Raw genomic sequence first — 12,972 nt, forward strand, 5'->3', positions numbered from 1 at the left:
TTTCAAAGGGGGTTATTGTAATGAACATTATTGATGAATTAAAGTGGCGAGGGGCGATCAATCAAGAAACAGATGAGAAAGCTCTTGAAGATTTAACAGAAAATAATAAGATTTCATTATACTGTGGGGTTGACCCTACTGGAGACAGCATGCATATCGGACATCTAATACCATTTATGATGATGGAAAGATTTTCGCGTGCAGGTCATCATCCATACATTTTGATTGGTGGAGCAACTGGTTCCATTGGAGATCCAAGTGGTCGTAAAACAGAACGTCCTCTTCAAACAATGGATAAAGTGCAACATAATGTTGATTCTTTAACTAAACAAATGAAAAAATTATTTGGTAAAGATTCAAATATAACTTTTGTAAATAATTATGATTGGTTATCAAAAATTTCTCTTTTAGATTTTCTTAGAGATTATGGAAAATTAGTTAATATTAATTCAATGCTTGCTAAAGACATAGTTGCTAGTCGTCTAGATCAAGGAATTTCATTTACTGAATTTACTTATCAAATACTACAGTCTGTTGATTTTTTGACATTACACAATAAATATAATATTCAATTAGAAATCGGTGGTGCCGATCAATGGGGTAATATAACAGCTGGAATTGATTTAATACACAAAATCGATGGTCCTGAAACTAAAGTTTATGGACTGACTATCCCACTGATGTTAAAGGCAGATGGAACTAAATTTGGTAAAACTGCTGGTGGTGCGATCTGGTTAGATCCAAACAAAACCTCACCATTTGAATTCTATCAATTTTGGCTTAATCAAGACGATAGAGATGTCATAAAGTACCTTAAGTACTTCACATTTTTGAATAAGGACCAAATAGATGAACTAGCTGAGAAAGTTAAAAAAGAACCACAAAAACGGGAAGCACAAAAGGTATTAGCAGAAGAAGTAACTAATTTTGTTCATGGTGAAAAAGCAACCAAACAAGCTGAAGATATAAGTAATATATTATTTAACGGTGATGTAGAGAAATTATCTGTTGAGGAAGTTAGTCAGGCATTTAACAATGTTCCTACTTCAGAGATTGAAAATAATCCTGTAAATATTATTGATTTACTTGTTGAAACTGGGGTTGATAAATCCAAACGACAAGCTAGAGAAGATGTAAATAATGGTGCCATCACGATTAACGGTAAAAAGGTAGTTTCAGTCGATGATCAAATTGATCCTAATGATAATTTTGAAGGAAAATTTGTTATTATTCGTCGAGGGAAGAAACATTACTTCTTAGCAAAAGTAAAATAACTAATAGTCATTGACTGCTTAGTCAATGACTATTTTTATGCACTTTTATATTCATAATTAATTGAATTTATTTGTTATTTTAAATGTAAGCGCTTTACATTATAAAAGAACTAGCTATACTAAAACTGTGATCACAATATATTCGTTAAAAAGTAATAAATGAATTAATAGGAGGATCGTTATGGATAATTCTAAATCTGCTGACAAGCCTAAGAAGAATACACTTCCTAAGTTGAGTTTGTATACGATTTTTGCGATGACATTTGGCTTTTTTGGGGTCAATATGGCATTCTCGCTTCAAAGTTCACAAATGGGACGAATCTTTCAGACTATTGGTGCGGATCCAACAAAGTTAGGTTTCTTCTTCCTTTTACCACCTTTGGCTGGAATGATTGTGCAACCATTGATTGGTAAGTATTCAGATATAACCTGGAATCGGTTTGGTAGACGAATGCCATATTTATTAGTAGGAGCTCCAATTGCAGCGATTGTACTGATATTGTTACCTAATGCTGGTTCATTTGGGTTTGGTTATGGATCGCTTGCAGCTCTTCTATTTGGTGCAATTACGATTGCCATGATGGACGTTTCATCAAATGCATGTATGCAGCCATTTAAGATGATCGTTGGTGATATGGTTAATGAAGACCAAAAGGATTTAGCATGGTCATGGCAGCAGTCCTTCTCAAACTTAGGTGGAGTGTTTGCAACTTTACTTCCATTCGTCTTAACGGCGCTTGGAATTTCAAACGTAGCACCTAAAGGTGTGGTTCCATTATCAGTTAAGATTGCATTTTATACTGCTGCAGCTGTCTTACTAATCACGGCTTTATATACCGTTATGTCAGTTCATGAATACAGTCCAACTGTCTACGCCAAGTATCATGGCATTGATGTTAATGCCCAAAAAACGAAGAGTAGTTTAATTAAATTATTAAAGACGGCGCCTCGTCCATTCTGGGAAGTCTCGTTTGTCCAATTCTTTAGTTGGTTTGCTTTTCAATACTTATGGACTTATGGAACTGGTTCAATTGCTAAGACTATCTGGCATGTTACTGATCCATCGTCAGCCGCATATCAAGCAGCCGGGAACTGGTTTGGAATTCTGTCAGGAGTTGAAGCATTAGCCGCCGCTATCTTTGGATTCTTAGTATTGTCACGAACGAAACCCAACTCACGTAAAATGTGGTATCGGATTGGACTGTTTGCTGGTGGGGTTGGCTTTGTTTGGTTGGCATTTATCCATTCTCAAGCTCTTTCAGTTGTTGCTTTTGTTTTAATTGGAATTGCCTTTCTTGCCATGCAGTCTGAATCACTGTCAATCGTGACTGAGGCTTTGAACGGTGAGGATGAGGGTGCCTACTTAGGCCTCTTTAATATCAGTATTTGCATGCCTCAGATCATTGCTTCACTAGTTAGTTTCGCCATTTTCCCGCTTATTGGAAAATCAATGCCTGGCATGATTTTGGTTGCTGGAATTATGATGTTATTAGGAGTGATAGCCGTTAGTGCTATTCACGTTAAACCCATTGAAAGTAAAAAATAATTTTAAATTTTAGTTGAGGAGTTAGTTATGAAAAATAAACAATGGTGGAAAAATGCAGTCGTTTATCAAGTCTATCCCCAAAGCTTTCAGGACAGTAATGGAGACGGAGTTGGAGATTTAGACGGGATTAGAGAACGGCTTCCGTACATTAAAAAATTAGGCGCCAACGTGATTTGGTTGAACCCAATTTACGTCTCACCCGAAGTTGACAACGGTTATGACATTGCTGATTATCGGAAAATCAATCCTAAATACGGTGATATGGAATCGTTTAATAAGTTACTTGATGCTGCCCATGACTTAGACATTAAGATCGTGATGGATTTGGTGGTTAACCATACTTCGACCGATAATGAATGGTTTAAGGAAAGTGAAAAGTCTAAAGATAATCCATACCGTGATTATTATTTCTGGCGTGATCCAGTTGATAGTCATGAACCTAACGATTGGGGCTCCTTCTTTACGGGTTCGGCTTGGAAATACGATCCTAAAACTGGCCAGTACTACCTGCACTTCTTTGCCGATGAACAAGCGGATTTGAATTGGGATAATCCCAAGGTTAGAGGCGAGGTCAAGAACATCATGCGTTTTTGGCTTGATAAAGGAGTCGATGGCTTCCGAATGGACGTTATCAACATGATTTCTAAACCAAAGGGCTTACCAGATGCACCCAAACTTGAAAATGCTAAATATGCTGAACCGGCCAAAGACGTGTTAAATGGACCTAACCTGAATCAATACTTAAAAGAATTAAATCGCGACGTGCTCTCTCATTATGACGTGATGACTGTTGGTGAAATGCCTTCATCAACGCCTGATGAAGCGTTGGAATACACTGGTTTTAATTCTCATGAATTAAACATGGTCTTTCAATTCGATCACGTTGGGCTATCACCTAATCCAGATAAACGCCTGGACAAATGGAACGATCAACCCGTTAAACTAACTGAGTTGAAGCAAGTCTTTAATAACTGGGAAACCAAGCTAAACGGTAAGGGTTGGAATAGTCTTTACTGGAGTAATCATGACCAACCTCGTGCCGTGAGTCGATTTGCGACGGATGATCCCAAGTATCGTGTTTTGGCTGCTAAAATGCTTGGCACCACGCTTCATATGATGCAAGGAACTCCTTATATTTTTGAAGGTGAAGAACTCGGGATGACGAACGCTCACAAAGAAGATTTGAGTCAGTATGAAGATATTGAATCACTGAACGCTTACGATCAGTTCGTCAACAAGGATAAGTTGGTATCGCCAACGAAAATGATGAGTTACTTAGCTAACATCTCGCGTGATAATGCTAGAACACCAATGCAATGGGATACTTCTAAGAACGCTGGATTTACTACGGGGAAACCTTGGTTTGCTGTTAACGAGAATTACCATGAAATTAACGCAGCCGATGAAGTTGATGATCCAGATTCAGTCTTCACTTATTACCATGACCTAATTAAGTTACGGAAGGATAATCCAATTATTATCGAAGGAGACTTTGAATTGTTGGATCCTGACGACGACCAGGTTTTTGCGTACAAGCGACACTACAATGGACAGACATTACTCGTTGAAAGTAACTTTACTGGTCAAAAATTGAGTCGTAATTATGAGGTTCCAGTTGGCGTTAAGGAACTGATTGGAAACTACAATGATGACATTGAAGGTCAGTTACGTCCTTACGAAACAAAAGTTTATTTAAGTAAATAAAAACCGGGCTCATCAAACCATACCTTGATGGGCCTGTTTTTAACGGAAGTTTAGTTGAGAGGTGGAAATTATGAAAAACAAGCAATGGTGGAAAAATGCAGTGGTATATCAGGTTTATCCACAGAGCTTTCAGGATAGTAATGGTGATGGAGTCGGTGATTTAAATGGTATTAGAGAACGGTTGCCGTACATTAAAAAATTAGGTGCCAACGTGATTTGGTTGAATCCAATCTATGAATCACCAGAAGAAGATAATGGTTATGATATCGCCGATTATCGCAAAATTAATCCGAAGTACGGCGACATGGAGTCATTTCAAAAATTGTTAGACCGGGCGCATGAGTTGGGAATTAAAATTGTGATGGATTTAGTTGTTAATCACACGTCTGATCAAAACAAGTGGTTTCAAGAAAGTCGGAAATCAAAAGACAATCCGTATCGTGATTATTACTACTGGAAGGACCCTGTCGATGGCCACGAACCGAATAATTGGGGTTCGTTCTTTAGTGGGCCAGCGTGGAAATACGATGAAACCACTGGTCAATACTATTTGCACCTTTTCGCGGACGGTCAACCCGATTTGAACTGGGAGAATCCAAAAGTCAGAGAAGAAGTTAAGAGTTTGATGAAATTTTGGTTAGATAAGGGGGTTGACGGCTTCCGGATGGACGCCATTAACCTGATTTCAAAACCAGTGGGATTGCCTGATGTAGATAAGGCTAAAAACGCCATGTATGGTGCACCAGGCCAAGATGTCTTTAATGGTCCGAAGCTGAATCAATACTTAAGAGAATTAAATCAAGATGTTCTCTCTCATTATGACGTGATGACTGTCGGCGAAATGTCGAGCATTAACCCCAAACAAGCCATTGAATACACTGGATTTGATGCTCATGAATTGAATATGGTATTTCAGTTTGATCATGTTACTTTATCATCTAATTCAGATAAACGTTTAGGAAAGTGGAACGATCAACCAGTGAAGTTAACTGAATTAAAACAAGTCTTTAATAACTGGCAAACGAAGCTAAATGGTAAGGGTTGGAATTCACTTTACTGGAGTAATCATGACCAACCTCGTGCCGTGAGTCGATTTGCGACGGATGATCCCAAGTATCGTGTTTTGGCTGCTAAAATGCTTGGCACCACGCTTCATATGATGCAAGGAACGCCGTACATCTTTGAGGGTGAAGAACTCGGAATGACGAATGCCCATAAAGAGGACTTGAGTCAGTATGAAGACATTGAAACAATTAATGCCTACGACCAATTTGTCAAAAAAGAAAAGATTGTTTCGCCAACAAAAATGATGAAATATCTTGCCAATATGTCTCGTGATAATGCCAGAACACCGATGCAGTGGGATGATTCAAAAAACGCTGGCTTTACCACTGGTACACCGTGGTTTGCGGTAAACAAGAACTATAAAGAAATTAACGCGAAAGATGAGGTTGATGATCTAAACTCGGTCTTTGCTTACTACCAGAAGTTAATTGAATTACGTAAGAATAATCCAATCATTATTGAAGGGGACTTTGAACTATTGGATCCAGACGATGAGGAAGTCTTTGCGTATAAGCGTCACTATCAAGACGAAACTTTATTAGTTATCAGTAATTTCACTGACCACGAGGTGGAACGTGATTATGAGGTACCTGATGGGGCTGAAGAGTTAATTGGAAATTACGCTGATGATGTTAGTAAGAAGTTGAGGGCGTATGAGAGTAAAGTGTATAGAATGAAATAATAAAAATATATTAAATGAATTTTGAGAAAAAAGGAGGCCCAATACCGATTGAATATCGGTATTGGGCCTCCTTTTATGAATCCATGAAAACATAAATTTTACATAATATATTAATTGTTTAGGGAATTTTATCATCAATAATTATATTAAATTACTTGATTACTCAATTTAGAATGGATAAATCTTACTGAGAGTGCAGCAATTATCAGTGAAACGCCGCCTACCAAGAACATTGCTGGCATTGAGTGTCCGACCATTGGAAAGATAAAGAAACTGCAAAGTGATGCGGCAATTTGTGGTAAACAGATTGCGCAATTGAATAATCCAAGGTATGCTCCTTCATTTTCACCGTTTAACGCTTCAGTTAATAATGAAAATGGTTGCGTATTCATCGTAATGTAAGTAATTCCAATCAAACAGAATGGTAATATTAGGAGTAACTTACTGTGGATAAAGAAAATTAGAATAAATCCAAGGGCTCCAGCAAGTAAGCCAAAGACATACCAGCCCTTTCTGTTTTTTGGCTTTGTCTTAGCTTGTACTAAGAAACCAAAGATAACTGATGCAACTGCTTGGATACAGGTAAGAACACCATACCAATTACCAGCAGCTTGATAACCTGCAGATGATGGGTTAGTGGTATGATACACGTTTAATGAAATGGCACCAGTAGCGTAAGTCCAAGAATAAAGAATGGCAAACCAGGTAAAAAATTGAACAATTGAAATCTCCCAGAATACTCGAGGAGCTTTTTTGGTTAGAGTCCAAAGACTGGGTTGCTTCTTTTGTTTAGTCAAATCAATATTATGATAAAAAGCATATTCTTCAGGATTATATTCACGAACTTTGGCAATAGTATAAAAGGAAGTTAGTAACAATACCGCTGCAGCTAAATAGTAAGCCAATTTAACTGTAATTGGAACATCCCCTCTTTTGGCAATATTAGGTAAACCGATGAATGCTAAAAAGAATGGTACCAAGCTGGCTAGAACACCACCAAGGTTAGAGAATGCTTGTTGCCATGACCAGGCCATATCTTTTTGATCTTCATTAACCATATCACCAATGATCATCTTGAATGGTTGCATACATACATTAGATGATAGATCCATGAATAGAGTAGCAATGGCTGCAAACCAAAGAGCAGCAGATGAACCATATCCAAAACCGAATGAACCAGCATTGGGAAGCAATACTAAGACAATGGCTGCAACTGGCGCACCAATAAGTAAGTAAGGCATCCTTCTGCCAAAACGGTTCCAAGTCCGATCTGAATATTTACCAATTAAAGGTTGGATAATCATTCCTGCCAATGGTGGAAGGATGAAGAAAAATCCTAAGTTGTTTGGGTTAGCACCAATGGTCTGAAAAATCCGGCCCATTTGTGACTGCTGCAATGAAAATGCCATGTTAACACCAAAAAATCCGAATGTCATTGCAAATATCATACTTACTTTTAAACTTGGTAGATGTGATGCAAAACTTTTTGGTTCAGTTTTATCATTAGAATTACTGTTTTTTGCTTTTGTGTCCATGAGATTTCCTCCTTTATTTATGAATGTTTTTTAGAAATTGATCAATAAACAATTTTTAGAAAACAATTACATAAATAACAATGTAGCTATCATTTTATATTTTTAATAATGTGATTTCATTTCAATCAGAATAAATATTCCAACATAGATATTTATAGTCCTTCAAATATTTTTTTGCAAGCGGTTACATTAAATGTAAATTTCAATGTTAGTTGAAAAATAGATGAGAGTAAGAACACAAAATTTAAAAATTAATTAAAACAATGGTATTTATGAAAAGTATATTTTGATTAAATATAAAAAAGATTTGTTTAACTAAAAAACTCCCAAGAGGTTAGTTATAACTAATTCTTTGGGAGTCATCATTTATTTAATGATTAATGAATATCTTAGGACTTCTTAATCACATGTTTTTGTCAGCTTTAGATTTCCAAGCTGGATTTTTATATTTATCAATAATAAGCGGAATAACAAACAATACAGCAGTGATAACAATAACTAAGATTGCTGTCATTAAACTATTAGCTAAGAGAGTTGATATTATGATAACGGCAATTCCAAAGAGAAGAATAGCTGCTGTGAAGAATCCTAAGAAATTTCCTTTTTTTCCAATTCTATAAGGACGAGGTGCTTCAGGTTTTTTAATTCTCAGTACAATTAATGTGATTGCTATTAATACGTATACGATTGAATATATAATTGTGGTTGCATTTGTTAGTATTAAAAATACACCATTAACATTTTTCATTAATCCATATAAAAGAGCAAACAACGTAATCATAATTGACTGTGTTAAAACAACATTTTTTGAAACTCCAAATTTGTTTACTTTTTGGAATCCAAATTTAGGTGGCAATTCACCATCTCGAGCAACTTGTACAATTGTTTGAGATGGTCCAGTTACCCAGGCCGATAATTGAAGAATCACGCCAATAACCACCATAAAGCTAAAAATGTTAGCGATTATTGTTGGCCAGCCAAGAATTTTACACCATAAAAGAATTGGTTGAGTAATATTTGCTAATTGAATTTGTCCATTAGGAATAACATTTGCAACAAGTAATGAATTAATGATATTCATTAATACTAAACCAATTAAAGCTATAAAAATACCACGAGTATATGTTTTTTCAGGCTTCTTTAATCTTGGAATAAATACTGATGACATTTCTAATCCAACAAATACAAAGGCAATAGCAGCAAAGTACTGAAGTGAAGACACATTGCTCAGGCTGGGAAGTAGTTTACTCCATGAAAATGAACCTAGATATCCATTAGGCATAATTCCTACTTTTGTTAATGCACAAACACCCATTATTAGCATTACAACGATTGGAATATATACTCCAAGCCAGACGCCTATGGATCCCCCAACCTTAGCCATGTCGAACTTTAAATTTAGAATGGTAATAATCCAATAAAAAATTAATATATTAGCTAATATAAACCAATGATTATTTCCAAGTGCTATGAATCCAAAGGTATTTCCCCATAAAGGGCCTAGTGTTGAAGCAACCATGACCATTCCTGGGAACATTTGAACCCATAAAAGCCATGCTGTAACAAATCCCCAGCGATCTCCTAGTCCTGACTTTACCCAAAGTTGAGGACCTCCTTCAGCTTGCATCATAGTACCCAGTTCCCCCGATATTAAAGCAATAGGAAGAGCAAAGAATAATACCGCAAATAACATATATGTTATTTGCGTCCAACCACTAGCAGCAATGGAAGGAATCGAACGGACGGTTGCACATAATGCCATTGTCATACCTACAAAAGTAATTAAGCTAATCTTTTTGGCATTTTTAGCCATTGTTATTCACCAACTCTCTTATTTATGTTCTTTTTCTAATTTTTTCACAATTTTATTTTCAAATATTTTTTCTAAATCTTCTTGCATTTCTGATTTAATTTTTGGAGCAAAATATTCAAAATTTTCTTTTTTATTCATATAAGTCGTCATGACAGAAGCACGAATGATTGTAACAGTCCTTACTTTATTCCAGTCATCTTCGCTAATTCCCGTTGATTTGACGAATTTTAATGGACTGTCTCCATAATCACTCTTTGGGAAATCTGTGTGAGATACGATATATCCTTTACTATATAAATTGCCAGACACATATGATGCTTCGTCATACATATCATGGTTTAGTTTATTCATATCACTTAAACTATTGTTTCCTTTTTCCTTTAATACGTAGTCAACCATGTTAAAGTCCGGTTTCGTGAGAGGATAGACTTCAATTGTTTTATCTCCAATTTTAAATTCTAGGTTTTTCAAGAAATTATAATAACGATTGGCACCCTCGATCGAAGCTCCTACTAGTTTTCCGTATCCTTCGACGTTTAATGGTAAGGTGTGGTGAGCAGCCCATACTGATGCTGCAGTTGCCCCAGCTTTTGATCCCTCAAGAATATATGCACCTAATAATGCGGGAATATGTGCTCCTTTTTCAAATACATAAGTTGCAAAATATGAAATTGTATCTCGCATTCTAATATCTTTTATTGTAATTCCACCAGCTGCATATGGAACATATCCCATTTTGTGTGGATCGATTGTTACTGAATCGGCATCTTCAATTGCTTTGTACGCGTTGTAAACTTCTTCTTTAAAGAATTGTTTATCTTCAGTAAAATCGTTATTATCATATTGAACTTTGCTTAATTCATTATAAGGAATAAATTCATTATCCTTATTTAAGAACATCGCTCTCCCATATCCACCATATGCTGCATCAACATGGAAATAAAAATTTACACCTTGTTTAGCAAACTTTTTACGGAGATCTACGATTTTGTCTACGGGATCCACTGCCCCTTCTTCAGTAGATGCTACTACAGCAACCACACCCAAAATAGGAGTCTTATCTTTCACTAATTTATTTATGATTTTTTCTAGTTCATTAGTATCCATTCTGTAATTACTATCAACGGGAACAGAGACAACGTTATCAAGACCTACCCCAATAATGTCGGCTGCCTTTAGCCAAGAGTAATGCTTTGTTTGTGGAACTAATAATTTACCAAGTTTTTGAATGTTTTTACCACTGCGTGCTGAATGAGCTTTAAGTGCATCAATTTTATCAGGATTATTTTCGAGAATATCCATAATTTCCTTGGTTGACATATTAAGGAGTTCCCAATCAGTTTTTCCTTTAACTTGTTCAGGGATTATTTCTTTCATTGCTAGAGGTAGGGACTTAATGTTTCTTGCGTACCATAATCCCTCTAGATTTGCCAAGGAGCCATCAGCCGCGATATGTCCCCAGCCATGTGTATATCCCATTAATTTGGCAAAATCATTACCAACTTCTTCTTCCATTTGAGAAGTTGCAGGAGAAGATTCATAAGCAACATTATTTCCATTCCATAACATTGCAAGATCATAAGCAAGAATTGCTGGCATAAGGGTTTCAGAATTCATGTGGCCCCAATATCTTCCGGCTGATTGCCAAGGGACTGATTGGGAACGGAGTTTTCGTGAAACAACATCCATTACACTTCTTAAATGATTTACTGTTCCTTGAAATTCTGAGGATGATTGATCTTCAGGAGTAATCATATGTTTATCTGCGGGCATATAGTTTCTACGCCATCCAAGATGTTCGTCTACAAATTTATTTAGAAGATCTTTGTAGAGTTGTCCATTCTCAGATTTGTCACCGATAAATAAAGCGTTCAAATCCAAATTTTTATAATTATATTCGTCATCACTACTTGTATTCATAAAAAACGCCTCCATAAAAAACATTAATATTGTAATTGCATGTTACGCTGATTATATTAAACCTTTGTTCAACATAACACAATTTTTAAACATATCAGTAAAAATGTTTTTTGATAAAATTTAGTGAAAGTGGCATTTGTGTGACTATGTACTAATATGTCAACGATTATATGCATAATGTTTATTTATTAAATGATAATAATTGGATACAAGTGTATTTTATACATGTATAATCATGCACAATGTTTAGATAATAATATTTAATAAATATATCATTCTTAATAATATTAAATATTATTTTAATAAAAAATGAATTCGTTTCGTATTCTATGATATGATTAGGTTACGTAATACGAAACAGGGAGAATGGTATGAAAAATAATTTAAATGACATTTTGAAAGAACATAATCTTACTTTTAAGCAAATTTCCAAAATGATTAATGTTCCTTATACAACTTTAATTAGTCAAATAGATAGACCTTATGATTCTGTAATAAGAAATTATAAAGATACATTAATTAAGATTTCTGAGAGCCTTAATATGTCGTATGATAATTTTGAAAAATATTTGATTCACCCTAGTCCAAGCCCTTTCATAAAATGGGTAGGTGGAAAAAGACAACTTTTATCTAAGTTAAAATATTATTGTCCAGATAATTTTAAAGATTACTATGAGCCCTTTGTTGGGGGTGGAGCACTTTTGTTATCTTTAACTCCAAATAGGGCGTATATAAACGACTTTAATGAGGAATTAATTAATACTTGGAAGGTAGTTAAAAATAATATTATCGAGTTAAAAGCTCTTCTGGATATTTATCAAGAGCAAGATAATAAGGAATTTTATTATAAATTAAGATCGGTAGATAGAAATGGCAAGATTACTTCTATGTCAGATACGGAAAGAGCAGCAAGATTTATATATTTAAATAAAGCTGGATATAATGGTCTTTGGCGGGTTAATCAAAAAGGGCAAAACAATGTTCCCTTTGGAAATCATAAAACGTTAAATTTATTACCGGATACACTTAATTCAACTAGCGATTATCTAAAAAAACATGTAAAAATAACAAGTGGTGATTATAAAGCTGCTGTTGCAAATGCAAATGCAAATGATTTTATTTATTTTGATCCTCCTTACATTCCAATTAATCAAATCTCTAATTTTACAAGTTACACGAAAGATGGCTTTGGTTTAATCCAGCAGGAAGAGTTAGCTAATCTTGCAAAACAATTGTCTAAAAGAGGAGTTAAAGTAATGCTTTCTAATTCTGACACAGAATTAACTAGGGATTTGTATAAAGACTTTAAGATAAACAGTGTAAAAGCTAAAAGATCTATTAATAGTAATGGTAAGAAGAGAGGGGTTGTTGGAGAAGTCGTAATAACGAATTATTAATAATCTTTATAAAAATAACCATTTCCTTTATAATTG

The 12,972-nt window shown here is 35.2% G+C and carries 8 protein-coding genes; 5 read left to right on the top strand and 3 right to left on the bottom strand.

The window, feature by feature from the left end; all coding sequences use genetic code 11:
• Positions 1-20 precede the first annotated feature (20 nt).
• From tyrS to AC6UD4_RS06565, 4 genes are all read left to right on the top strand, one after another.
• The gene (gene tyrS / locus AC6UD4_RS06550) at positions 21-1,274 is read left to right on the top strand and encodes a tyrosine--tRNA ligase (RefSeq protein ID WP_500694161.1); all 1,254 of its coding nucleotides are present in this window, start codon (positions 21-23) and stop codon (positions 1,272-1,274) included.
• A gap of 181 nt (positions 1,275-1,455) precedes the next feature.
• Entirely contained in the window at positions 1,456-2,820 is a 1,365-nt protein-coding gene (locus AC6UD4_RS06555; protein ID WP_500694160.1) for an SLC45 family MFS transporter, read from the top strand.
• A 27-nt stretch (positions 2,821-2,847) separates the two neighbouring features.
• Positions 2,848-4,524, top strand: coding sequence for a glycoside hydrolase family 13 protein (locus AC6UD4_RS06560; protein WP_500694159.1), 1,677 nt, complete (start codon positions 2,848-2,850; stop codon positions 4,522-4,524).
• Positions 4,525-4,594: 70 nt separating this feature from the next.
• Positions 4,595-6,271: a glycoside hydrolase family 13 protein gene (locus AC6UD4_RS06565; protein WP_500694158.1), complete on the top strand. Its 1,677-nt coding sequence runs from the start codon at positions 4,595-4,597 to the stop codon at positions 6,269-6,271.
• A 146-nt stretch (positions 6,272-6,417) separates the two neighbouring features.
• On the opposite strand, the gene AC6UD4_RS06570 is transcribed toward AC6UD4_RS06565, so the two are convergent.
• The 3 genes from AC6UD4_RS06570 to tdc all read right to left on the bottom strand — a co-directional run bounded on the left by AC6UD4_RS06570 (position 6,418) and on the right by tdc (position 11,539).
• Complete coding sequence (locus AC6UD4_RS06570) at positions 6,418-7,806, bottom strand: SLC45 family MFS transporter (protein WP_500694157.1); 1,389 nt, start codon at positions 7,804-7,806, stop codon at positions 6,418-6,420.
• 403 nt (positions 7,807-8,209) lie between these two features.
• The gene (gene tyrP / locus AC6UD4_RS06575) at positions 8,210-9,619 is read right to left on the bottom strand and encodes a tyrosine-tyramine antiporter (protein ID WP_500694156.1); all 1,410 of its coding nucleotides are present in this window, start codon (positions 9,617-9,619) and stop codon (positions 8,210-8,212) included.
• A gap of 18 nt (positions 9,620-9,637) precedes the next feature.
• Positions 9,638-11,539 carry a tyrosine decarboxylase gene (gene tdc, locus AC6UD4_RS06580; protein ID WP_500694155.1) on the bottom strand — a complete coding sequence of 634 codons (1,902 nt, stop codon included), beginning with the start codon at positions 11,537-11,539 and terminating at the stop codon, positions 9,638-9,640.
• Positions 11,540-11,910: 371 nt separating this feature from the next.
• Here tdc and AC6UD4_RS06585 point away from each other — a divergent pair, with 371 nt between their 5' ends.
• Complete coding sequence (locus AC6UD4_RS06585; RefSeq protein WP_500694154.1) at positions 11,911-12,936, top strand: DNA adenine methylase; 1,026 nt, start codon at positions 11,911-11,913, stop codon at positions 12,934-12,936.
• The last annotated feature ends 36 nt before the right edge of the window (positions 12,937-12,972 follow it).

It is taken from the genome of Fructilactobacillus sp. X3R5C2 (genome assembly GCF_059901175.1).

Bases quoted from the DNA above. Each gene is read 5' to 3' on its own strand.
- tdc (WP_500694155.1), bottom strand. From the start codon at position 11,539: ATGAATACAAGTAGTGATGACGAATATAATTATAAAAATTTGGATTTG.
- tyrS (WP_500694161.1), top strand. From the start codon at position 21: ATGAACATTATTGATGAATTAAAGTGGCGAGGGGCGATCAATCAAGAA.
- AC6UD4_RS06560 (WP_500694159.1), top strand. From the start codon at position 2,848: ATGAAAAATAAACAATGGTGGAAAAATGCAGTCGTTTATCAAGTCTAT.
- AC6UD4_RS06585 (WP_500694154.1), top strand. From the start codon at position 11,911: ATGAAAAATAATTTAAATGACATTTTGAAAGAACATAATCTTACTTTT.
- AC6UD4_RS06570 (WP_500694157.1), bottom strand. From the start codon at position 7,806: ATGGACACAAAAGCAAAAAACAGTAATTCTAATGATAAAACTGAACCA.
- AC6UD4_RS06555 (WP_500694160.1), top strand. From the start codon at position 1,456: ATGGATAATTCTAAATCTGCTGACAAGCCTAAGAAGAATACACTTCCT.
- AC6UD4_RS06565 (WP_500694158.1), top strand. From the start codon at position 4,595: ATGAAAAACAAGCAATGGTGGAAAAATGCAGTGGTATATCAGGTTTAT.
- tyrP (WP_500694156.1), bottom strand. From the start codon at position 9,619: ATGGCTAAAAATGCCAAAAAGATTAGCTTAATTACTTTTGTAGGTATG.